This is a genomic window from Pantoea phosphatilytica, from assembly GCF_051025615.1.
In the GTDB taxonomy this organism is placed as follows: domain Bacteria; phylum Pseudomonadota; class Gammaproteobacteria; order Enterobacterales; family Enterobacteriaceae; genus Pantoea.
Genome location: NZ_JBPFDF010000001.1, coordinates 1,443,944 through 1,466,110, shown reverse-complemented (window position 1 = coordinate 1,466,110; position 22,167 = coordinate 1,443,944). Strand labels below are relative to the sequence as shown.

The 22,167-nt window shown below is 55.4% G+C and carries 18 protein-coding genes, 1 tRNA gene and 1 other RNA gene; 13 read left to right on the top strand and 7 right to left on the bottom strand.

Annotation, left to right across the window (positions count from 1 at the left end; genetic code table 11):
- Nucleotides 1–398: 398 nt before the first annotated feature.
- The 7 genes from putP to ACR6AS_RS07175 all read left to right on the top strand — a co-directional run bounded on the left by putP (nt 399) and on the right by ACR6AS_RS07175 (nt 10,194).
- Complete coding sequence (gene putP, locus ACR6AS_RS07205; RefSeq protein WP_293771395.1) at nt 399–1,883, top strand: sodium/proline symporter PutP; 1,485 nt, start codon at nt 399–401, stop codon at nt 1,881–1,883.
- A gap of 190 nt (nt 1,884–2,073) precedes the next feature.
- The gene (gene efeU / locus ACR6AS_RS07200) at nt 2,074–2,898 is read left to right on the top strand and encodes an iron uptake transporter permease EfeU (RefSeq protein ID WP_111141951.1); all 825 of its coding nucleotides are present in this window, start codon (nt 2,074–2,076) and stop codon (nt 2,896–2,898) included.
- 52 nt (nt 2,899–2,950) lie between these two features.
- Nucleotides 2,951–4,066, top strand: coding sequence for an iron uptake system protein EfeO (gene efeO, locus ACR6AS_RS07195; protein ID WP_293771388.1), 1,116 nt, complete (start codon nt 2,951–2,953; stop codon nt 4,064–4,066).
- A gap of 2 nt (nt 4,067–4,068) precedes the next feature.
- Nucleotides 4,069–5,346: an iron uptake transporter deferrochelatase/peroxidase subunit gene (efeB, locus tag ACR6AS_RS07190; protein WP_367395562.1), complete on the top strand. Its 1,278-nt coding sequence runs from the start codon at nt 4,069–4,071 to the stop codon at nt 5,344–5,346.
- Between the two features lie 569 nt (nt 5,347–5,915).
- Complete coding sequence (gene phoH / locus ACR6AS_RS07185; RefSeq protein WP_293771381.1) at nt 5,916–6,704, top strand: phosphate starvation-inducible protein PhoH; 789 nt, start codon at nt 5,916–5,918, stop codon at nt 6,702–6,704.
- A 488-nt stretch (nt 6,705–7,192) separates the two neighbouring features.
- On the top strand, nt 7,193–9,076 hold the full coding sequence (locus tag ACR6AS_RS07180) for a glucose PTS transporter subunit IIA (protein ID WP_367395561.1): 1,884 nt from the start codon (nt 7,193–7,195) through the stop codon (nt 9,074–9,076).
- A 113-nt stretch (nt 9,077–9,189) separates the two neighbouring features.
- On the top strand, nt 9,190–10,194 hold the full coding sequence (locus tag ACR6AS_RS07175; protein ID WP_293771375.1) for a LacI family DNA-binding transcriptional regulator: 1,005 nt from the start codon (nt 9,190–9,192) through the stop codon (nt 10,192–10,194).
- Nucleotides 10,195–10,275: 81 nt separating this feature from the next.
- On the opposite strand, the gene ACR6AS_RS07170 is transcribed toward ACR6AS_RS07175, so the two are convergent.
- The 7 genes from ACR6AS_RS07170 to eptA form a co-directional block, all read right to left on the bottom strand.
- Nucleotides 10,276–10,399, bottom strand: a non-coding RNA gene (locus tag ACR6AS_RS07170) — RtT sRNA.
- A 44-nt stretch (nt 10,400–10,443) separates the two neighbouring features.
- Nucleotides 10,444–10,531, bottom strand: a tRNA-Ser gene (locus tag ACR6AS_RS07165).
- 256 nt (nt 10,532–10,787) lie between these two features.
- A complete protein-coding gene (gene msrA / locus ACR6AS_RS07160) occupies nt 10,788–11,321 on the bottom strand; it encodes a peptide-methionine (S)-S-oxide reductase MsrA (RefSeq protein ID WP_111141576.1) in 534 nt (177 codons plus the stop codon).
- 59 nt (nt 11,322–11,380) lie between these two features.
- Entirely contained in the window at nt 11,381–11,947 is a 567-nt protein-coding gene (locus ACR6AS_RS07155) for a flavin reductase family protein (RefSeq protein ID WP_199560035.1), read from the bottom strand.
- A 289-nt stretch (nt 11,948–12,236) separates the two neighbouring features.
- On the bottom strand, nt 12,237–13,295 hold the full coding sequence (gene pmrB / locus ACR6AS_RS07150; protein ID WP_288475427.1) for a two-component system sensor histidine kinase PmrB: 1,059 nt from the start codon (nt 13,293–13,295) through the stop codon (nt 12,237–12,239).
- Nucleotides 13,292–13,972 carry a two-component system response regulator PmrA gene (gene pmrA / locus ACR6AS_RS07145; protein ID WP_111141572.1) on the bottom strand — a complete coding sequence of 227 codons (681 nt, stop codon included), beginning with the start codon at nt 13,970–13,972 and terminating at the stop codon, nt 13,292–13,294. The genes pmrB and pmrA overlap by 4 nt, the downstream gene beginning before the upstream one ends.
- A complete protein-coding gene (gene eptA / locus ACR6AS_RS07140) occupies nt 13,972–15,600 on the bottom strand; it encodes a phosphoethanolamine transferase EptA (RefSeq protein WP_434161576.1) in 1,629 nt (542 codons plus the stop codon). The genes pmrA and eptA overlap by 1 nt, the downstream gene beginning before the upstream one ends.
- 451 nt (nt 15,601–16,051) lie before the next feature.
- Between eptA and otsB the strand changes: the two genes are divergently transcribed.
- From otsB to motB, 6 genes are all read left to right on the top strand, one after another.
- The gene (otsB, locus tag ACR6AS_RS07135; protein WP_111141570.1) at nt 16,052–16,840 is read left to right on the top strand and encodes a trehalose-phosphatase; all 789 of its coding nucleotides are present in this window, start codon (nt 16,052–16,054) and stop codon (nt 16,838–16,840) included.
- Nucleotides 16,837–18,273 carry an alpha,alpha-trehalose-phosphate synthase gene (gene otsA / locus ACR6AS_RS07130; protein WP_111141568.1) on the top strand — a complete coding sequence of 479 codons (1,437 nt, stop codon included), beginning with the start codon at nt 16,837–16,839 and terminating at the stop codon, nt 18,271–18,273. The genes otsB and otsA overlap by 4 nt, the downstream gene beginning before the upstream one ends.
- A 997-nt stretch (nt 18,274–19,270) precedes the next feature.
- Nucleotides 19,271–19,624 (top strand): flagellar transcriptional regulator FlhD, encoded by a 354-nt coding sequence (flhD, locus tag ACR6AS_RS07125; RefSeq protein ID WP_111141566.1) that lies wholly within the window; start codon nt 19,271–19,273, stop codon nt 19,622–19,624.
- Nucleotides 19,621–20,199 carry a flagellar transcriptional regulator FlhC gene (gene flhC, locus ACR6AS_RS07120; RefSeq protein ID WP_111141564.1) on the top strand — a complete coding sequence of 193 codons (579 nt, stop codon included), beginning with the start codon at nt 19,621–19,623 and terminating at the stop codon, nt 20,197–20,199. Before flhD ends, flhC begins: the two co-directional genes overlap by 4 nt.
- A 129-nt stretch (nt 20,200–20,328) precedes the next feature.
- Complete coding sequence (motA, locus tag ACR6AS_RS07115) at nt 20,329–21,216, top strand: flagellar motor stator protein MotA (protein ID WP_111141562.1); 888 nt, start codon at nt 20,329–20,331, stop codon at nt 21,214–21,216.
- Nucleotides 21,213–22,157, top strand: coding sequence for a flagellar motor protein MotB (motB, locus tag ACR6AS_RS07110; protein ID WP_111141560.1), 945 nt, complete (start codon nt 21,213–21,215; stop codon nt 22,155–22,157). The genes motA and motB overlap by 4 nt, the downstream gene beginning before the upstream one ends.
- Nucleotides 22,158–22,167 lie beyond the last annotated feature (10 nt).

Sequence of the window (22,167 nt, the reverse complement as noted above, 5' to 3'; positions counted from 1 at the left end):
TTAAGTTGCAACTTTGTGCAACCTTGTTAAATGTGAGCCAGTTAACACCCTTTTAACGTGGTCAAATGTTAAATCCGACAATGCGGCATGAATCTTGCTGCAAGATCCTCGCCAGGTTTGCAGGCCCGTTAAACAGCGGGTTCTCGGCAGGTAAAACCCGGGTGCAACCAGATAACTGTGAGCGAGTGCAACCTCTGAGCACGTTTTAACATCTGGTTAGTGAAATCACTGTAACGCCTGTGTTAAATCCATTGTGCGCGCTCCGGCTTTCCGGCAGGATACCGCGCCGCTGGGAAATGAGTGACCCCTGACACAGAAAATCGGCCCGCGCTGCCCCGTTCCGGCAGACGGGCGGCTGGCGATTTCTCTGGGATATCAAATAATAAGTGGAGAGACAGATGAGTGTAAGTACACCAATGCTGGTGACCTTTGTAGTTTACATACTTGGGATGGTGTTAATTGGTTTTGCTGCCTACCGCTCAACCAAAAACTTCGACGATTACATCCTGGGTGGCCGCAGTCTGGGTAGCGTGGTCACGGCACTCTCTGCCGGTGCATCCGATATGAGCGGCTGGCTGCTGATGGGATTGCCTGGTGCCATCTTCATCTCCGGTATCTCAGAAAGCTGGATTGCAATTGGTCTGACGATCGGGGCCTGGCTTAACTGGAAAATTGTTGCGGGTCGTCTGCGGGTGCAGACCGAACATCACAACAACGCGCTGACCCTGCCGGACTTCTTTACCAGCCGCTTTGAGGATCACAGTAAAATTCTGCGGGTCATCTCTGCCATCGTCATTCTGGTGTTTTTCACTATCTACTGTGCCTCGGGCGTGGTCGCTGGTGCGCGTCTGTTTGAGAGCACCTTCGGCATGAGTTATGAGACCGCCCTGTGGGCTGGTGCCGCTGCAACCATTCTCTATACGCTGATTGGCGGTTTCCTGGCGGTGAGCTGGACCGACACCGTGCAGGCCAGCCTGATGATTTTTGCGCTGATCCTGACGCCGGTCTTTGTGATCATCGCGGTCGGCGGCTGGTCAGATTCGATGGCGGTCATTCAGGCGAAGAGCCTGGAAAACCTCGACATGCTGAAGGGCCTGAACTTCGTGGCGGTCATCTCGCTGCTGGGCTGGGGCCTGGGCTACTTTGGTCAGCCGCATATTCTGGCGCGCTTCATGGCGGCCGATTCGCATCGCTCTATCCGCACGGCGCGTCGCATCGGTATGGCGTGGATGGTGCTCTGCCTGGCCGGTGCCGTGGCGGTGGGCTTCTTTGGTATCGCCTACTTTCAGAATAACCCGGCGCTGGCGGCTGGCGTGAACGCCAACGCCGAGCGGGTCTTTATCGAGCTGGCGCGTATCCTCTTCAACCCGTGGATTGCCGGCATTCTGCTCTCCGCGATTCTGGCGGCCGTGATGTCCACCCTGAGCTGTCAGCTGCTGGTCTGCTCCAGTGCGCTGACTGAAGATCTCTACAAAGGCTTCCTGCGTAAGAAGGCGAGTCAGAAAGAGCTGGTGTGGGTAGGGCGTCTGATGGTGCTGCTGGTGGCGCTGATTGCGATTGCACTCGCCTCCAACCCGGAAAACCGGGTCCTGGGCCTGGTAAGCTACGCCTGGGCAGGTTTTGGTGCCGCCTTCGGTCCGGTTGTCCTGTTTGGTGTCTGCTGGAAACGCATGAACCGCAACGGCGCGCTGGCGGGGATGATTGTCGGTGCCCTGACCGTACTGGTGTGGAAACAGTATGGCTGGCTGGGACTGTATGAAATCATTCCGGGCTTCATTTTCGCCAGCATCGCGATTGTTCTTTTCAGCCTGATGGGCCGTGAACCTTCAGCGGCTGCGCAGCAGCGCTTTGCTGCAGCGGAAGCGGAGTATCAGGCGAAATAAGCCAGGCTACAGACTATCAGGCCCGCCCCGCAAAGGGCGGGCCTTTTTATTGCAAAGATAAATCACCCAAAGATGAAATTATCTCCGCCGGTAACTTGTTTTTTTTGTAGCGATAATGATAATCGGTATCGTTTACGCTTTACCTGATTTTACTGTTGATTGACGCTGCTTAACATTCAAGAGGTTGGCAATGTTTGTTCCCTTTCTCATCATGCTGCGTGAAGGCATCGAAGCCGCTCTGATTGTCAGCCTCATCGCCAGCTACCTCAAACGCACCCAGCGTACCCAATGGTTTCCGGCCATGTGGGCTGGCGTATTTATCGCCGCCGCGCTCTGCCTGGGCCTGGGGCTGTTCATCAATGCCACCACGGGCGAATTTCCGCAAAAAGAGCAGGAGCTGTTTGAAGGCATCGTGGCGCTGATTGCGGTGGTGATCCTGACCTCTATGGTTTTCTGGATGCGCAGGGTGGCGCGCAACATCCGCGTGGAGCTGGAGCAGGCAGTCGATCAGGCACTGCAGCGTTCAGGTCGTGGCGGGATGGCGCTGGTGCTGATGGTGTTTCTGGCCGTGGCGCGTGAAGGGCTGGAGTCGGTGTTCTTCCTGCTGGCCGCCTTTACCCAGGACGTGGGCTATGCGCCGCCGATGGGGGCCGTGCTCGGGCTGGCGACGGCGGTGGTGCTGGGCATGCTGCTCTACTGGGGCGGGATTCGCCTGAACATGGCGCATTTCTTCCGCTGGACCAGCGTTTTCATCCTGTTTGTGGCGGCGGGCCTGGCGGCGGGGGCGATTCGCGCCTTCCACGAGGCCGGGTTGTGGAACCACTTTCAGGAGGTGGCCTTTGATCTCAGCAATACCTTATCGACCCATTCGCTGTTTGGCACCCTGCTGGAAGGGGTACTGGGGTATCAGGAGGCACCCAGCGTCAGTGAAGTGACCCTCTACGTCGTCTACCTGATTCCGGCGCTGATTCTGTTTTTCATGCCTGCGCGACCTGCTGCGTCGGCCACTGTGTAATGCACCATTTAACGGGCGCACCTTGTGCCCGCAACGTGATAGGGAAAGAGAGATGACAATGCGTTTCCGCCGCAAGGCACTGCTACTTCCTCTGCTGGCGATCTCCGCTTCGGCGGCCGCGGCGGTTCCTCAGGTCACCGTAAGCGTCAACGACAGGCAGTGTGAGCCGATGCGCCTGACGGTCAAGGCTGGTAAAACCCAGTTCCTGATTAAGAACAACAGCCAGAAGGCGCTGGAGTGGGAGATCCTGAAAGGGGTACTGGTGGTTGAAGAGCGTGAAAACATCGCGCCGGGCTTCAGTCAGAAGCTGACCGCCACGCTGGAGCCGGGCGAATATGAGATGACCTGCGGCCTGCTGAGCAACCCCAAAGGTAAGCTAATCGTCGAAGCGGGCGAGGGGGCGGCCAAAGGCGCCACCTCGGCGCGTATGCAGCTTGAAGGGCCGATCACCGCCTATAAAGCTTACGTTACCGGGCAGGTCAGCCAGCTGGTGAGCAGCACGCAGGCCTTTACGGATGCGGTGAAAGCGGGTGACACAGAAAAAGCCAGAGCCCTGTTTGCGCCGACCCGCCAGTACTATGAGCGTATTGAGCCAATTGCTGAACTCTTCTCTGACCTCGACGGCAGCATTGATGCCCGCGAGGATGATTATGAGAAGAAAGCCGCCGATCCCAAATTCACCGGTTTCCACCGTCTGGAGAAGGCCCTCTTCGGGGATAACAGCACCCAGGGCATGGCAGACTATGCGGACCAGCTTAATAAAGATGTCAAAGATCTGCAGGTGCGCATCAGCGAACTCGCCTTTCCGCCAGCCAAAGTGGTCGGCGGTGCAGCGGGCCTGATCGAAGAGGTGGCCTCCAGCAAAATTTCCGGTGAGGAAGATCGTTACAGCCGCACCGACCTGTGGGACTTCCAGGCCAACATCGACGGCGCGCAGAAAATTGTTGAACTGCTGCGTCCGCTGATCGGTAAAGAGAACCCGGCGTTGCTGGCGAAAGTGGATGCTAACTTTAAGAAAGTGGATGCGATACTGAGCAAGTACCGCACGGCTAGCGGCTTCGAATCTTACGAGAAACTGACCAGCGCCGACCGTAATGCGCTGAAAGGGCCGATCACCGCGCTGGCGGAAGATCTTTCATTACTTCGTGGCACTCTGGGTCTGGATTAATCATGAGTCGTAAGGAAGATGACGCGCAGCCTGCGCGTCGTCGTTTATTAAAAGGGCTGGGGCTGCTGGGCGGCGCAGCGGCCCTGGGCGGTGGCTGTCCGTTCCACGCCGCCCGCGCTGATAATTTTTCACCGGGCACCGTCACACCGCAGGCACGGCAGCAGAGTCAGCCGTTTTACGGTCAGCATCAGGCGGGCATCACGACGCCGCAGCAGGCCTCAATGATGCTGGTGGCGTTTGACCTGCTCAGCAGCGATAAGGCGGAGCTGGTGCGTCTGTTTCGTCTGCTGACCCAGCGCATCGCCTTTCTGACCCACGGCGGACCGGCACCGGTGGTGAAAAATCCGCAGCTGCCGCCGATGGATTCCGGCATTCTGGGGCCGACGATCGCGCCGGATAACCTGACGATAACCGTTTCTGTGGGTCACTCCCTGTTTGACGAACGTTTCGGGCTGGCCCCGCACAAGCCGGCAAAGCTGCAGCCGATGACGCGCTTTCCTAACGATTCGCTTGATGCCAGCCAGTGTCATGGCGACCTGCTATTGCAGATCTGCGCCAACACCCAGGATACGGTGATCCATGCTCTGCGTGACATCATCAAACACACGCCTGACCTGCTCGGCGTACGCTGGCGGCGTGAAGGCTTTATCTCTGAACATGCTGCGCGCAGTCAGGGGCAGGAGACGCCGATCAACCTGCTGGGTTTCAAAGATGGCACGGCCAACCCCGATACCCGCGATCCGGCGCTGATGAATCAGCTGCTCTGGGTAACGGCCGATCAGCAGGAGCCCGCCTGGGCGCGCGACGGCAGCTATCAGGCTGTGCGATTAATCCGCTTCCATGTGGAAATGTGGGACCGCACCCCGCTGGGTGAGCAGCAGACTATCTTTGGCCGGGAGAAGCTGAGCGGCGCACCGCTGGGAATGCAGCATGAACATGACGTGCCGGATTACGCCCGAGACCCGGACGGCGAGGTGATCGCGCTGGATGCCCACATCCGTCTCGCCAATCCCCGAACGCCGGAGACAGCCAGCAGTCTGATGCTGCGCCGTGGCTACAGTTACTCGGCAGGGATCTCCGCCGCCGGACAACTGGATATGGGCCTGCTGTTTGTCTGCTATCAGCACGATCTGGAGCGCGGCTTTCTCACGGTTCAGCAGCGTCTGAATGGTGAGGCGCTGGAAGAATATATCCGGCCTTTTGGCGGCGGTTATTTTTTTGCGCTGCCCGGCGTCCCCGACGCGAGCCATTATTTAGGGCAGTCGCTGCTGGAAGCCTGATTAAAATATCATCACAACGGGCGTGCCGTTGACCGGCCGCCCGTCATTACCGGTTTATGCGCGTGACGCGGTGAGTTTTTACTGAGATTACACAGATTGTCAGCCACCCCGAAATAAACCAAGACATTGTAATTATTCAGTTTTACATTTTATCGAAAAAGAAATGTTTACCTGCGATTAGCAATTCCTTTGCCAGCAGATAAAATTAGAGTTGCAAAGGCCCAACAAAATGGTGCACTTTATTAAACAGGCGTAATCGGATGTGTTGCTGTATCACACTGGAGTTCGCGCATGGGTCGATTCTTTTCTGGAAAGTCACTGCCGTTAAATAAATTGCGCCTGAACGCGAGGGCAATTCTGCCTCGTAATCTCTCCCTTTCTTCAACCCTTTCTTTTGTTATGCAACCTGTATTATCCGGTGTTCAGCAACGTCTGTGCGCGGCTGCATACCCATTATCCTGTTCTGTCATGGCTCTGAAGGAAGCCAACTGAAACCTCTAAAGCGTTCACGTAATCGCAACGGGCTACGCGCCTGACGCGGGAAATGAAACCAACTGAAAGGTGCCACTATGGGAAGACAGAAAGCAGTGATCAAAGCACGTCGTGAAGCAAGAAGAGTGCTTCGCAGTGACTCGCGGAGTCACCGTCAGCGTGAAGAAGAGTCGGTCACTTCGCTGGTGCATATGAGTGGACTGGACGCAATCGGCATGGCGCGCGACACGCGTGACCGCTTACCGATTGAGGCCCGTAATGAAGCTCAGGCGCACTATCTTAACGCCATAGAAACCAAGCAGCTGATCTTCGCAACCGGTGAAGCCGGATGCGGTAAAACCTGGATAAGCGCCGCGAAAGCGGCTGAGGCCCTGATTCATAAGCATATCGACAGGATTATTGTTACGCGCCCGGTACTTCAGGCAGATGAGGATTTGGGATTCCTGCCCGGTGATATTTCTGAGAAATTCGCCCCTTATTTCCGTCCGGTCTATGACATTCTGGTTAAACGTCTTGGCGCATCATTTATGCAATATTGTCTGCGTCCGGAAATCGCCAAGGTCGAGATTGCGCCCTTCGCCTATATGCGAGGACGTACTTTTGAAAATGCCGTGGTGATTCTGGATGAGGCGCAGAACGTCACCGCCGCGCAGATGAAAATGTTCCTGACCCGACTGGGCGAAAACGTCACGGTCATCGTTAACGGCGATATTACCCAGTGCGACTTGCCCGCTGGGGTGCCTTCTGGTCTCGCGGACGCGCTGGCGCGTTTTGAAGAGGACGAGATGGTTGGCATTGTCCGCTTCGGCAAAGAGGATTGTGTGCGGTCTGCGCTGTGTCAGCGCACCCTGCACGCGTATAGCTAGCGTTTGATTGAGTAAGAAGTGTAGCGCCCAAACCCGGCTCCGGCCGGGTTTTCTTTTTTTAATCGCAGTAAGTTTTCACGGTCAGAAGCGTCAGGCTGAACGCCGTCAGCGTCAATGAAAAGCGTTCTTTTCGCCGGGCAGCTTCCGGTTTTTACGTGGCCCCTCCAGCCGGGCGTGATGATTTCAGTCCGCCGCTGAAACCGCCTTTAACCCCTTTCTCCCGGATAGCTCAGCGATATTCGTCTCTCACGGCGTTGCTGCTGACGCAGGGAGAGCCGCGTTAACGCGCACAGATCGATCCGATCACAGATCTGCGCTTTACCTGCCATGAAATAGGTGAAGTGACTCCCACATTCTTATGAAACCGGTTGCATGGCTGCTGTTACGGGGTACGGTGAAACCGGTTGCATGGTCATTGTTCCGGATAGCTACAGAGGCAGTCTCGCCTTTTGTGAGACGCAATTACTGAATGAAGAAGGAAAAACTGCATGGCTGTTATCAGGGATTACAACAGGTTAGCCAGTGACATCCTCCGGGAAGTGGGTGGGGAGAAGAATATCGTCAGTTTCAGTCGCTGTGCCACCCGCCTGAGGCTGGTGCTGAATGAAACCCCGACGGAAGCGAAGCAGAAGGTACAGAGTCTGCCGGGCGTGATTGCGGTGGTGGAGAGCGGTGGGCAGTTTCAGGTGGTTATCGGCACACATGTCGCCGATCTCTTTAATGCGATGTCGGGCCTGGTGAAAGAGAGTGGCCCCGCTGACAGCCAGCCGACGAAAACGCGCAGGCTGGATGCAGTGATCGCCACTATGTCGGCAGTCTTCGCTCCTATCGTTTATATCCTGGCGGCGGCAGGGATCCTGCAGGGGCTGCTGATTGTTGTCACGCTGATTGATGCTGATGTCAAAACGACGGGCACCTTCGCTGTGCTCAACTTTATGTCCTGGACCCCGTTCGCTTTTCTGCCGGTCTTTATCGGCATGACGGCAGCCCGGCATTTCAAATGTAATCCCTTTATTGCCGTACTCTGCTGTTGTGCCTTGATCAGTCCGGACTGGGCGACCCTGGCCGGACGGATCGCCGGCGGGGAGAGTATCCGTTTCCTCTTCTTTCCACTCTCCGAAACGGTCTACACCTCGTCGGTTTTACCGCCGCTGTTTCTGGTCTGGGCGCTTTCCCTGTTTGAACGCCGTGTGGAGAAGTGGATACCAGAGGTGGTCAGCCCGCTCTTTACGCCTCTGATCTGTTTTGTGGTTATCGTACCGCTGACGCTGATTGTGATCGGTCCGATTACCACCTGGGCCGCAATGGGTGTCGCGGGTGGTTACAACGCCCTGTTCCAGGCGGCTCCGCCAGTGGCGGCGGCGGTGATTGGTGGGGTGTGGCAGATTATCGTTATTTTTGGGGTTCACTGGGGCATTACGCCCGTCATCATGGCGAACTTCGACACGCAGGGGTATGACTCTTTTCAGGCTTACCAGACGATTGCGGTTATCGGTCAGATGGCCGCCGTATTTGGCGTGTTCCTGAAAACCCGCAACACGCAGTTAAAAGCTACCTCCCTGTCTGCCGGTATTACCGCTGTTTTCGGTATCACCGAACCGGCCATTTATGGCGTGACGCTGCGGTTTAAAAAACCCTTTATTTGTGGCTGCATCGGTGGAGCGATCGGGGCGGTGGTTGCCAGCCTGTTCGGCAGCCTCTACTACGCCTATGCAGCATTGCCGGGCCTGTTTACGCTGGTTAATGCCATCAGCCCTGCGGCGCCCATGTCGTTTATGGGTGAGCTGGCAGGTGCCGGGACCACGATTGTACTGACGATTCTGATGGTGCAGTTTGTAGGTTTTGACGATCCCGTCAATGAGAACGCGATCCCGTCACCAGAGGTCAGAACCCGGACCGCCCCGGACGCCGCATTATCCGGCGGCATGGACATCCTCAGCCCGTTAAAAGGCAACGTTGTTGTGCTGGAGAGCGTGGCGGATGAAACCTTTGCCAGGAAATTCCTGGGCGACGGACTCGCGATTAAGCCTGACGAGGGGAAGGTGGTGGCGCCGTGCAAAGCGACGGTCGCAACACTGCTTCCTTCGCATCATGCCATTGGCTTAGTCTGCGAAAATGGTGCGGAGTTACTGATCCATGTTGGCTTAAATACCGTTGAGCTGCAGGGCGAACATTTTCATCCGTTAGTGAAAGAGGGCGACGTGGTCAGCGCGGGAACGCCACTGCTTGAGTTTGATCAAGCCAGTATCGAACGCCAAGGTTATGACCTGACGACGCCGGTTCTGGTCGTGAACAGCGAGGCATTCACGTTGACGAAGTATCGGTCTCAGGGGGCTGTCAGCACTGGTGTGCCTCTGATGTCGCTGGCATAAACGTCTACACGCCAGGGCGGGATGCGCAGGCTTCAACGGCTGCGCGTCTCCTGGCGCTCTATTCACTGGTTCAGACGGGCCTGATGTGACTCATCCATTGATTGAGGTGTTGAATGGTAACCATACTGGATGTCGCCAGACTGGCCGGCGTGTCCAAAGCGACCGTTTCACGCGCACTGAGCGGCAAAGTCTTTGTGCGGGAAGAGGTGAAAGCCAGAATTTTGCAGGCGGTGGCGGAGACCGGCTATCGGCCCAATCGACTGGCGCGTAATCTGTCCAATAATGCCACCCATTCGATCGGGCTGGTCATTACCAACGCGCTCTACAACGGCCCGTTCTTTTCGGGGATGGTTTATCAGGCGGCCACCCTCAGCGAAAAACACAACCGCCAGCTGGTGCTTGCGGACGGGAAACACAGTGCGCAGGATGAGCGTGGGGCGATTGGATTACTCCTTGAACTGCGCTGCGAAGCCATCATGATCTATCCCAAATATCTGTCGGTCAGCGAACTGGATGAGATTATTGATGAGAACCAGACGCCGATAGTGGTAATCAACCGCGAACTCATCCGAAACCGCAATCGCTGCGTGTTTACTGATCACCGGCGGAGCAGTGAAGAGATGATGGCGCATTTACTGGCGCTGGGACATACCCGGATCGCCTTTGTCACGGGAAGCCCTGGCTCACCGACCGGCGAGCAGCGTTTAGCGGGCTACCGTCATGCGCTGCAGAAGGCGGGCATCAGTCTGGATCCGCAACTGGTGGTGCAGGGTGCCTGGAGTACCGGGAGCGGTTACGCGGCCGGATGTGAGCTGCTGGGGCGGAACGTGGCGTTTACCTGTGTGCTGGCCGCCAATGACGATATGGCGATTGGTCTGGCAAAAGCCTTTCAGGAGGCGGGTAAAAGCGTGCCGGAAGCGATCTCGCTTGCTGGTTTCGATGATGCGGTGATAGGAAAGTACTACACGCCCTCCTTAACGACCATTCATGTTCCAGTAGATGAGATGATCCGTGACGCGATGGAAATTATTTTGCGGCCTGAAGAGAGCATCCTGTTTTCGCATCAGGGGACGCTGGTAAGCCGGGATTCGGTGGCCCGCTGCGCGGAAGCCCCTTAAGCAGACAGACTTCTCACCCCCTCTCGCAGTGCAATATGCAAAAAAAAGCCTGAACTTTCGTTCAGGCTCTTCTTTGGAATGTGGCGGTGAGAGGGGGATGGATTCGCTGCGCTCACCCTGCGGGCAGCGTCGCAGGCTCCGCTGTCCAGCGCGTGGCGCTGTCGAACCCCGGCGGGGCTTCTCACCCCCTCTCGCAGTGCAATATGCAAAAAAAAGCCTGAACTTTCGTTCAGGCTCTTCTTCAGAATGTGGCGGTGAGAGGGGGATTCGAACCCCCGATACGTTGCCGTATACACACTTTCCAGGCGTGCTCCTTCAGCCACTCGGACACCTCACCACATTTACTTCGCTGACCGCGCTGGGTCAACGGGGCGCTACTATAGGGAGTCGGCTGAAAACGGTCAAGCACTATTTTTTTCTTTTGATCTATTCGCTTAAGCTCTGTACGAATCGATTTGCCACACTGCAAAACCGCTGATTTATACGCCTTTCTCTGCCGAAATCTTCAGCGTTACGCGGTCCAGGCCAGCGATAAAGATCGCATGAGGGCGACATCCGCGGCGTAACTGACCGCACGATGTCCCCCCGGTGAATCAGCTTTTTACGCGGTTAGCGAAACTTTTACGCAGTTTCTGCAGCTTGGGCGGGATCACCGCCATGCAGTAGCCGTTGCGCTGGCCTGCACCTTCCCAGTAATCCTGGTGATAGGCTTCGGCAGGATACCACTCTTTCAGCGGCTCAATGGTGGTGACTATCGGCACCTCATGGTCCGCCTGAGCGCGAGCAATGGCGGCGCGCGCTTCCGCTTCCTGTTCCGCATTGGCCGGAAAAATCGCCGAGCGATACTGCGTGCCGATATCGTTACCCTGACGGTTAAGCTGCGTCGGATCATGCGTTACGAAGCTGATATCCAGCAGATCGCCGAAGCTCACTTTCTCCGGGTCAAAGCCAATACGAATCGCTTCGGCATGACCGGTGGCGCCGCTGCAGACCTGCTCATAGGTAGGATTAGGCCGGGCGCCGCCGGTATAGCCACTTTCCACTGACTCAACGCCAATCACATCCTTAAACACGGCTTCGGTGCACCAGAAACAGCCACCTGCGATCACTGCATATTCGATTGCCATAATATTTTACTCCTGTCAGGTCGAAAGAGTTGAATGGGGGCGGGATAACGGGCTTTCAACTAAAACAGCATCTCAGGTTTAAAATCGCCGCTCTTATCCAGCATTTTATCGCCCATCACGCTGAACCGGCCTTCGCCGGTGTAGTGCAGGGTCGCGGGGTACTCCGGCTGTTCAGCGACATGTGCTTTGACAATTTCAAAAACAAACAGGTTATAGCGGTCCACCATCGCGTCGTCATAGAGCTGACATTCGAAGCTGGCAAAACATTCGGCGATCATCGGCGCGTTCACCACCTGGGCCGGTTCCGGCGTCAGGTTAAAGGCGCTGAATTTATCCAGCCGATCGCCGTGGCTGTTGCCGATGGCAACCACTTCATTAATCAGCGAGGCGGAGGGGATATTCAGGACACACTGGCCGCTGTGGCGGATCAGCTCATGGCTGTGATTTACCCCCGCGATCATACAGCCGACGAGGGAGGGCGAAAACTCCAGCACGGTGTGCCAGCCGAGGGTCATGATGTCATGGTGGTCCTGATACTGCGAACTGAGCAGCAGCACCGGACCAGGTTCCAGATATTTGCGGGCTTTACTGACCGGAAAAGCATATTTGTGCATGCGCGGGCTCATAGCGTCACTCCGTCAACGGAACGTAGCCATTAAGTGTAGAGCACGCTTCGGATGCAGCAGGCGGGTGGCGGGTTAGACGGACGGTTTACCGCCATTTTCGCGGCAGCATCCTGAGCTTAAGGTTTCCTTAATATGCAGTCGCGATAATGCCTGCTCCAACTGAGGAGGATGCCATGAAAACTGTCTCTGCTGACCTGCCTGTTACCACCCCGCGTCCGGTCAGCGAATATGCTGCACTGCTGATTGCCGCCGCGACGGTCGTTCTGTTTCTCTCGGCCTGGTTCAGCGCCTAAAACCGGACCACGGCCCGACAGCCGCTTTGATCGCGACGGTTCTCCAGGAAAAACTGAAACCGGTGTAACTGGACGATGCGGCTGACGATGCTCAGCCCGAGACCTATCCCGCCATAGCGGCTATCCATCCGGATAAAAGCTTTGCTCAGTTCGCCACTTTTACTCTCATCGATCCCCGGTCCCTGATCTTCCACCACCATCATCGGCTGCGGTGACGCGAGCAGATGCACACTGATGGTGCTGTTCTCCGGGCTGTAACGATGGGCGTTCTCCACCAGATTCCGCAGCAGCATCTTCAGCAGTGTCGCATCACCGCGGACAAACTGCTCCTGCGGCAGGTCGAACAGCAGCGTCTGCTTGTGCGCCTCCAGCATAATGCTCAGCTCCGCCTCCATCGGCAGAATCACATCTTCAATCAGCCCCACGTTCTGATAGGTGCCGGAGGTAAAGGATTGTCCGGCGCGCGCCAGACTCAGCAGCTGCGACACGCTGTGGGTCATCTGATCCAGCCGCTGAACCAGCGGCTGAACTTTGACATCGCTGTGACGTTCGATTAACTCCAGATGCAGGCGCAGACCGGCCAGCGGCGTGCGCAACTCGTGCGCCACATCGGCGGTAAAGAGGCGCTCACGCTCCAGGCTGCTGTTCAGACGGGCCACCAGCTGGTTGATCGCCTGGGTAACCGCGTCGATCTCATGTACCTGGCTGTGGCAGGCCACCGGGTCGAGATTCTCTTCGCTGCGGCTTTCCAGTTCTCTCTGCAGGCGATAAAGCGGCCGGGTGATCCATTTCACCGCCTGATAGCAGAGCAGCAGGGTCAGGGTGATCATCACCAGACTCGGCACCGCCAGGCTGGCCACGGCTTCGCGGACTTCGCGCTCGACGTTGCTGTCCATATTGCGCTTCTGCAGATGCGCTTCCACCAGAAACTGAATCTGCTCTTTACTCTCGTGCCAGAGCCAGACCACGCTGATCACCTGGAACACCAGCAGGATCAGGCCAATGGTCAGAATAAGGCGAAAGCGCATACTGCGATGATCGAAACGTCTTATCATGTTGCCTCACGAAGCGCATCCTGCGTGACCAGCGCATAACCAAAGCCGCGCACGGTGCGGATGGCGCTTTTGCCAATCTTGTCGCGCAGATTATGGATATGCACTTCCAGGGTATTGGTCGAAGGCTCAGTTTCCCAGTTGTAGATATCCTGATAGAGAATTTCGCGGTGCACCGGATTGCCGGCCTTGAGCATCAGGCGTGACAGAATCGCGAACTCTTTAGGCGTCAGGTCCAGTAACACATCGCTGAGCGAGATCTGACGATGCGTCATATCCAGCGCCAGTGCGCCCACTCTCACCTGAGTGTCACCCTGATTGACGTTACGACGGATCAGGGCGCGGATCCGCGCCAGCAGTTCATCCAGCGAAAACGGTTTAATCAGATAGTCGTCAGCGCCTGCGTCAAGTCCGGCGATGCGCTCACTGATGGTGTCGCGCGCGGTCAGGATTAGCACCGGCGTCATCTTCTTCTGCCGCCGCAGACGGATCAGGAAATGGAGCCCATCCTCGTCGGGCAGACCCAGATCCAGCACCACCAGACTGTAGAGGCCGCTGGCAAAGTGCGCCTCGGCATCGCGCACCCGCGACACGCCGTCGCAGACATAGCCTTCACCTTCCAGCGCCAGCATCAGCCCCTGCAGCAGCAGGGCGTCATCTTCAACAATCAGTATCTTCATTAAGGTTGGCTCCGACACGATGTCAAAATATCATCCGCAGGCACATATTCGTGGGTTGCGGTGCCGGTTAATCCCAGCAGGGTGGAGAACAGATTATCCTGAGAGAAATCGTCTGTCGCGGCCAGTTTGTTCAGACAGCTGCGGTTAACCGTGAAACGTTGCTGATAATCCTGTGACAGCCAGAGCAGCAGCGGGACATGTTTCTGCGTGTCCGGGGCGATAGCGTAGGGCAGGCCATGCAGATAGGCACCATTTTCGCCCAGCGATTCCCCGTGATCAGAAAGATAGACCAGGCTGGTGGTAAAGCGATCCTGATGCGCACGCAGGATGCCGATGGCCTTATCAACAATGTGATCCACGTTTAATATCGTGTTGTCATAGGTGTTGATGAGCTGCTGCTGCGAGCAATCCTGAATCTGATTGGTGTCACAGGTCGGGGCAAACTGACGCAGCTGCGGCGGATAGCGATGGCTGTAAGTTGGCCCGTGGCTGCCAATCGTGTGCAGCACAATCACCGCGTTGCCCTTCAGCTGGCTGATGTACGTCTCCAGACCGTGGAACAGGACATCGTCATAGCATTCGCCATCGATACACATGCCGGGCAGATTCAGGCTGGTCATATCCTGATGCGGAACCCGATCGCAGGCGCCTTTACAGCCCCCGTCATTCTCATTCCACAACACGCGGATCCCGGCACGCTGAATCACATCCAGCAGCCCCTCCTGATGGGCGGCCAGCACATCGTCGTAGTGGGCGCGCGGCATGTTGGAGAACATGCAGGGCACCGACACTGCGGTCGCCGTGCCGCAGGAGGTGGTGTGCGGGAAGTAGATCACATCATCTTTCGCCAGCAGAGGGTTGGTCAGCCGCGCATAACCGCCCAGCGAGAAGTTCTGCGCGCGCGAGGTCTCGCCCAGCACCAGAATGGTGAGCTGAGGTTTACCTGTGCTGTGATCGGGCAGCAGATGCGCATCTTCACCGATGCGCACCAGCGGTACGTTCTGCAACTCCTGATGCTTATACCAGGAGAGCGTCGCGGCGATGCTGTTCGACGGACTCAGTGCTTTTACCAGTTCACGGTTGTTGCGGAACAGCGAGGCGTAATCTTTGTAGAAGAGCAGGGCGACCAGCACGATCAGCGCAGCCGAAAGTACCACGCTGAGCAGGCGTGCCAGCATCCCGCGCCACTGCTGCCGTTTCACCCGTGGCCAGAACACCAGCAGGGCCATCAGTACGCCAGAGGTCAGCAGCGTAAAAATCAGCTGCGGCGTGATGAGTGCAAAGGTTTCTGACGCCGTGGTATCCATCATATTGGTGATCATCGAGCGATCGATCACGATGTGATAGGTCTGAATAAAGAACTGCGCCGAGGCGGAGACCAGGATAAACAGGGCGGCCAGCAGCCTGTCCAGCCAGAGAAATGAGGCCAGGGTAAGCACGATATTGATGACGCTGAAGGCGACCAGCGGCATCGATAAAAATACCAGCGTGGTGTGAAGGCTATCCAGCGGCATCACCGCCAGCACCTGCCGGTAATAGGCGATATTCAGAAATACTGCGATGTAGATCGCAGCGACGATCAGCAAGCTGAGGCGGCTAATCAGCGGCCTTTTAAGGGTAAACGCCATGTGAGCAGAAACCAGAATAATAAAAGTGTCATGAGAGTGCGCTTTCAATATTAGGAATACCTTAAGAGCCTTAAGGATTGAGCGCGGCCTGCTGGACAGCCCGCTGCACAGAATGAACTCCAGCCATTGGCGGACCGGAACCGGCGGCATCCTCTGAAAGAGCGCATGCTGACGGAGCGATTTTCTGCTTATTTAACCGCAGCGGCTGGCATAAAAACTGCATATTTCTGGCGTAACCCCTGTCAATGACTACACTTAATGCAAAGGTGTTCTCAGTTAGCCAGTATTGTCAGCAACGCGTTTGCACGTTTGAGGAGAGTGATCTATCCAGGTACCACGTTTTACCCCTCAATCACCGCCTTTCAGAATTTCCCGCTTGCTGACCTGACTGCGTCAGGACATTCTTGTTTTAACTCAATGATTTATTCAATACGATTTCAGGAGAAGTGACGTGAACCAGGTGGCAGACCCCCATCCCAGTTACCCGACATTAGCGGGCGGAGAGTACGCCTTCTTTTTTGATGTCGATGGAACGCTGGCAGCAATTCAGTCCCGTCCCGAAGCGGTCTTTATTCCTGAGCAGGTTATCGCCCAACTCCAGCAACTTTCTGCCCACGCGCAGGGCGCACTTGCGCTGGTTTCCGGCAGACCCATTACACAACTCGATGCGCTGGCCGCGCCCTGGCAGGGGCCGGCGGCGGGCGTGCACGGCGCTGAACGCCGTAATGCGGAAGGGCAGCTGCAGCGCATCAGCCTGCCTGTTGAGGTCGAGCAGGCACTCAGGACAGAACTGCAGGATGCGATGGCCGCCTGGCCGGGCACCCAGCTGGAAGTTAAGGGCATGGCCTTTGCTCTTCACTATCGCCAGGCGATGCAGCATGAACAGGATGTGCTGCGACTGGCTGAACAGTCCGTAAAACGTTTTCCGGGGCTGGCGCTCCAGCCGGGAAAATGTGTGGTCGAGATTAAACCGCAAGGTATCGATAAAGGCGCTGCCATTAGCGACTTTATGCAGCAGCCCCCGTTTGCCGGACGGACGCCGGTCTTTATCGGCGACGATCTGACAGATGAGAAGGGCTTTGCCGCCGTGAACGCCCGGCAGGGCATCTCCATCAAAGTGGGTGAGGGTGCCACGCAGGCGCACTACCGGCTGAAGGATGTCAATGCGGTTTACGGCTGGCTGGAAAAAACATTATTACTATCAGAACAAGACAACGTCGGTAAGGAGTTTAGGTTATGAGTCGTTTAGTGGTTGTATCTAACCGTGTCGCCATGCCAGATGGGTCTAAAACCAGCGCAGGCGGCCTGGCCGTCGGCATTCTCGATGCACTGAAAAGCACCGGTGGGTTGTGGTTTGGCTGGAACGGCGAAATCAGCGAGTTCTCTGGCGAAGAAGAGGAAGAGGTCAAAGTCCAGGAGCACGAAGGTATCGAATATGCCTCCTTCCCGCTGAGCCAGAACGATTACGATCTCTATTATTGCCAGTTTTCGAATACGGTCATCTGGCCCGCTTTCCATTATCGTCTCGATCTGGTGCAGTTCCAGCGTGAAGCCTGGGAAGGCTACTGTGACGTCAATGACGCGGTGGCGCAGCGTTTAAAGCCGCTGATTAAGCCGGATGATATTGTCTGGATCCACGATTATCACTTTTTACCCTTCGCTGCCGCGCTGCGTCGGGCAGGCATTAATAACCGTATCGGTTTCTTCCTGCACATTCCTTTCCCGACCCCGGAAATATTCAACGCGCTGCCGCCGCATAAAGAGCTGCTGGAGATGCTGTGTGAATATGACCTGCTGGGCTTCCAGACGGAATCGGATCGCGTGGCCTTCCTGGACAGTGTCAGCCAGCTGACGCAGTTGCAGAACAAAGGCGACAAAAAACATCGCGCCTTTGGCAATACCTTTATGACTGAGGTTTATCCGATCGGGATCGAGCCAGACAGTATTAAAGAGATGGCCGAAGGACCGCTGCCGCCAAAAATGGCCGCAATGAAAAAAGAGCTGGGTGATGCGCGTAATATTATCGCCTGCGAACGCCTCGACTACTCCAAAGGTCTGCCGGAACGTTTTCTTGCCTATGAAGCCCTGCTGGAAAACTACCCGGAGCACCGTGGCAAAATCCGCTACTCGCAGATTGCACCGACTTCACGCGGAGATGTGCAGGCCTACCAGGATATCCGTCATCAGCTGGAGACCGAGGCAGGGCGCATCAATGGTAAGTACGGTACGCTGGGCTGGACCCCGCTCTACTACCTTAACCAGCATTTTGACCGTCGCCTGCTGATGAAGATCTTCCGCCTGACCGATGTGGGTCTGGTCACGCCGCTGCGTGACGGTATGAACCTGGTGGCGAAAGAGTATGTGGCGGCGCAGGACCCGGACGATCCGGGTGTGCTGGTGCTGTCGCGCTTTGCCGGTGCGGCCAACGAGCTGACCTCTGCGTTAATCGTCAATCCTTATGACCGCGATGAGGTGGCCGCTGCGCTGGATAAGGCGATCACCATGCCGCGTACGGAAAGGATCTCCCGCTATAACGACATGATGGCCGTTTTACGTAAGAACGACATTACCGCCTGGCGTGAGAGCTTCCTGAAAGACCTGGAACGCATCGATCCGCGCAGTGTGGATCATAACACCGCCAACAAAGTTGCGACCTTCCCGAAACTCGCCTGATTAGGCTGACAGCGGCAGCGGTATCCTGTGATACCGCTGCCGTTTGCTTTTCTCGCCCCACGCCCCCTTTTTTGTTTCACATTGCCAGCGCCCTGTTCCTTACTGCGTCCGTGACGCGCGGCACAGAGTGGCCCGATTCCTGCAGGGATCGCTGCAAGCCCCTGTCGCCCGTGGCTGGTCACTTTCTTTAGCTTTTTTACTCAAGTTTTTCGCCAGGCTGCCGATAGAGACAGAGGCGAAGCATAACTTGTTGTTAATTCATTCATCTTTCTTATATAAACCCTTGTTACACAGGCTGCCGGAGCCTTAACGTTCTGCTGCAATTGTTAACAACAGGTTGTCTGAAACCCCCCACACTGCCGCTAAAACCTTAACGCTTTCATTACTCACGCTCCGCGACACTTCCTTTAAGTGACTAATTTAACAGTAAATACCGACCTCTCTGTGCAGCATAAAATGCTGACAATCTCTTATTAGTTGGTTCTAAATAGGGTGATAAAACGATTAACACCTGATATCCATTTCATCATGTTTAAAGCGTCGAATAACGCTGTATTTACCCCCTATTAAACCTTTCTCAGGACAAATTGGACTTAAAAACGCAAATTTCTGCTCAGAATTTGACCAGAAGGTTAGCGATGGTAAAGGGTTGCTGAAGAAATTTGCCTTAAAAGTGTGATCTACGTCACACTTTATCTAAAATTTCATCTGGCTGTCGTTGTATGTCGAAAACAGACGATATAGATTTGCGTTGTTTTCGGATTAGTCCTAAAAAACGTAAGAAGACATCACGGAAGGTGACCAGAACTCGAAAATAAAATGGCATGGATTTTTGACCTTCGGTGGGTCTGAAACCCACAAAAAACAGAAGGCAGAAAGCATGGCATTAAGGTTAGCTGAAGGTTTCTTTGCCATCTTTTGATTTAATAAACAGCAGCTCGAACCGCAGATAATTTTCTGCGATACAGTTACGTCTCATCTCTCAGGATGGAAAAAAATGGGCACCTCTGAAGTACTGAAACATATTTACGACCTCAACTTGTCTTATTTACTGCTCGCGCAGCGTTTAATTAACCAGGATAAAGCCTCTGCGATGTTTCGCCTCGGAATCGATGAGAAAATGGCGAATGCCTTATCTGAATTAACATTGCCTGAGATGGTAAAAATGGCGGAAACCAATCAACTGGTTTGTCAGTTCCGTTTTACCGACAGCACAGCGATCAATCGTTTGACACAGGAATCGCGCGTGGATGATTTACAACAAATCCACACCGGTATTTTATTATCGAGTGGTTTACTGCGTAATGCGTCTAAAGATGATCTGCCTGCTAAAAAGAGAGCGATGTCATGAGTGAAAAAAGTATTGTTCAGGAAGCCCGTGATATTCAGCTGGCGATGGAACTGATCACCTTAGGTGCGCGCCTGCAGATGTTAGAGAGCGAAACCCAGCTGAGCCGTGGCCGATTAATTAAGCTTTATAAAGAGCTGCGTGGCAGCCCGCCACCAAAAGGTATGCTGCCGTTCTCGACTGACTGGTTCATGACCTGGGAGCAGAATATTCACGCCTCGATTTTCTGCAACGCGTGGAAATTTTTGCTGAAAACCGGACTGTGCAGCGGCGTCGATGCTGTGATCAAAGCCTACCGGTTATATCTTGAACAATGTCCGCAATCGGACGAGGGCCCGCTGTTGGCGCTGACCCGCGCCTGGACCCTGGTCCGATTCGTTGAAAGCGGCATGCTGGAGCTGGCGGATTGCAAGTGCTGCAATGGCAGCTTTATTAACCATGCGCATCAGCCAGTTGGCAGCTTCACCTGCAGCCTGTGCCAGCCGCCATCACGCGCCGTAAAAAGACGTAAACTTTCTGCAGAACCTGCCGATATGTTTCCACAACTGCTGGATGAACAGGTTAAACACGCCGTTTAAGTTTGTTCGCATTGTGGAAGTCATCCAGCAGCGGTTAATACCGCTGCTTTTTTTTGCTTGCGGTTCAGGAATAACAGCTGCGGCGCTGGCGTCACTTCCACCAACACGTTTCGGACGTAAGGAATTTTTGTGCTGATAATTATAGGTTACCTGGTTGTTTTAGGCTCCGTGTTAGGCGGATACGCGCTGGTAGGTGGCCATCTGGGCGCGCTTTATCAGCCGGCCGAATTATTAATGATCGGGGGCGCCGGTGCCGGTGCTTTTTTAGTCGGCAACAACGGTAAGTCGATTAAAAAAACGATGAAGGCGCTGCCTTTATTATTTCGCGGGTCAAAATACAACAAAGCGGTTTACATGGATCTAATGGCGCTGCTATATCGCCTGATGGCAAAGTCGCGTCAGCAGGGGATGTTATCGCTGGAACGCGATATTGAAGATCCCAGCCAGAGCGAAATTTTTGCTAATTATCCCCGTATTCTTGCCGATAAACAGTTAGTGGATTTTATTACTGACTATTTACGCCTGATGGTGAGCGGCAACATGAACGCCTTTGAGATCGAAGCGTTGATGGATGAAGAGATCGAGACCTACGAACACGAGTGTGACGTACCAGCGCAAAGTATTGCTGCGGTGGGTGACGGTCTGCCGGCTTTCGGTATCGTGGCCGCGGTGATGGGGGTTGTGCACGCGCTGGCCTCAGCTGACCGTCCGGCGGCAGAGCTGGGTGCGCTGGTGGCCCACGCGATGGTGGGCACCTTCCTGGGGATCCTGCTGGCTTATGGCTTTATCTCGCCACTGTCGTCGGTGCTGCGCCAGAAGTGTGCGGAAACCACCAAGATGATGCAGTGCATCAAGGTGACTCTGCTGTCGAGCCTCAACGGGTATGCGCCACAGATTGCGGTGGAATTTGGTCGTAAAACGCTTTACTCCGCCGAGCGCCCGTCGTTCAGCGAACTGGAAGAGCATGTGCGTAACGCCAAGAACCCGGCTAAACAAACTTCGGACGAGACTTCATGAAACACGGCAATCGCCCAATTGTGCTGATCAAAAAGCGCAAACATAAAGGCCATGAAGGCAGCCACGGATCGTGGAAGATTGCCTACGCCGACTTTATGACGGCGATGATGGCCTTTTTTATGGTGATGTGGCTGCTGTCGATCGCCAACCCGCAGCAGCTGGTGCAGATCGCAGAGTATTTCAAAACGCCGCTGAAGGTGGCGATTACCGGCGGGGCGCGCAGCAGTGACAGCGAAAGTCCCATTCCGGGTGGCGGTGACGATCCGACGAAAAAAGAGGGCGAAGTAAAAAAGGCTGTCGATATGGATGCCCAGAAACGTCAGCTGGATGAGATTCGACTTAACCGGCTGCGTGAAAAGCTGGACCAGATGATTGAAGCCGACCCGCGCCTGAAAACGCTGCGTCCGCATCTGATTATCAACATGGTGGAAGAGGGGCTGCGTATTCAGATTATCGACAGTCAGAACCGCCCGATGTTCAAGACCGGCCGGGCCGAGGTTGAGCCCTACATGCGCGACATTCTGCGCGCGATAGCGCCGATTCTGAATGACATTCCTAACCGCATCAGCCTGGCCGGACATACCGACGATTTTCAGTATGCCAGCGGCGAAAAAGGCTACAGCAACTGGGAACTGTCGGCCGACCGCGCCAACGCCTCCCGCCGGGAACTGGTGATGGGCGGTCTGGATAGCGGCAAAGTTTTACGGGTGTTAGGCATGGCCGACACCATGCGCCTGAAAAATCGCGGCGGGAATGACGCAGTAAACCGCCGCATCAGCCTGCTGGTGTTGAACCACGACACCGAAGCAGCAATAGAAAAAGAAAATGCAGAAAGTGATGCCGTCCAGATCAGCGATCCGGCGGCGATTGAACAGATTCGCGCACCGCTGGCAACACCAGGCAGCGCGGTGAATACAGCAGCCCCCTCACAACCGAGGTGATTCCCGTGAG

Coding starts and splice junctions, on each gene's coding strand:
- eptA (WP_434161576.1), bottom strand. CDS start 15,600: ATGGCGTTTACCCTTAAAAGGCCGCTGATTAGCCGCCTCAGCTTGCTG.
- flhC (WP_111141564.1), top strand. CDS start 19,621: ATGAGTGAAAAAAGTATTGTTCAGGAAGCCCGTGATATTCAGCTGGCG.
- phoH (WP_293771381.1), top strand. CDS start 5,916: ATGGGAAGACAGAAAGCAGTGATCAAAGCACGTCGTGAAGCAAGAAGA.
- motB (WP_111141560.1), top strand. CDS start 21,213: ATGAAACACGGCAATCGCCCAATTGTGCTGATCAAAAAGCGCAAACAT.
- putP (WP_293771395.1), top strand. CDS start 399: ATGAGTGTAAGTACACCAATGCTGGTGACCTTTGTAGTTTACATACTT.
- ACR6AS_RS07175 (WP_293771375.1), top strand. CDS start 9,190: ATGGTAACCATACTGGATGTCGCCAGACTGGCCGGCGTGTCCAAAGCG.
- efeB (WP_367395562.1), top strand. CDS start 4,069: ATGAGTCGTAAGGAAGATGACGCGCAGCCTGCGCGTCGTCGTTTATTA.
- efeU (WP_111141951.1), top strand. CDS start 2,074: ATGTTTGTTCCCTTTCTCATCATGCTGCGTGAAGGCATCGAAGCCGCT.
- pmrA (WP_111141572.1), bottom strand. CDS start 13,972: ATGAAGATACTGATTGTTGAAGATGACGCCCTGCTGCTGCAGGGGCTG.
- flhD (WP_111141566.1), top strand. CDS start 19,271: ATGGGCACCTCTGAAGTACTGAAACATATTTACGACCTCAACTTGTCT.
- otsA (WP_111141568.1), top strand. CDS start 16,837: ATGAGTCGTTTAGTGGTTGTATCTAACCGTGTCGCCATGCCAGATGGG.
- efeO (WP_293771388.1), top strand. CDS start 2,951: ATGACAATGCGTTTCCGCCGCAAGGCACTGCTACTTCCTCTGCTGGCG.
- pmrB (WP_288475427.1), bottom strand. CDS start 13,295: ATGATAAGACGTTTCGATCATCGCAGTATGCGCTTTCGCCTTATTCTG.
- msrA (WP_111141576.1), bottom strand. CDS start 11,321: ATGGCAATCGAATATGCAGTGATCGCAGGTGGCTGTTTCTGGTGCACC.
- ACR6AS_RS07155 (WP_199560035.1), bottom strand. CDS start 11,947: ATGAGCCCGCGCATGCACAAATATGCTTTTCCGGTCAGTAAAGCCCGC.
- ACR6AS_RS07180 (WP_367395561.1), top strand. CDS start 7,193: ATGGCTGTTATCAGGGATTACAACAGGTTAGCCAGTGACATCCTCCGG.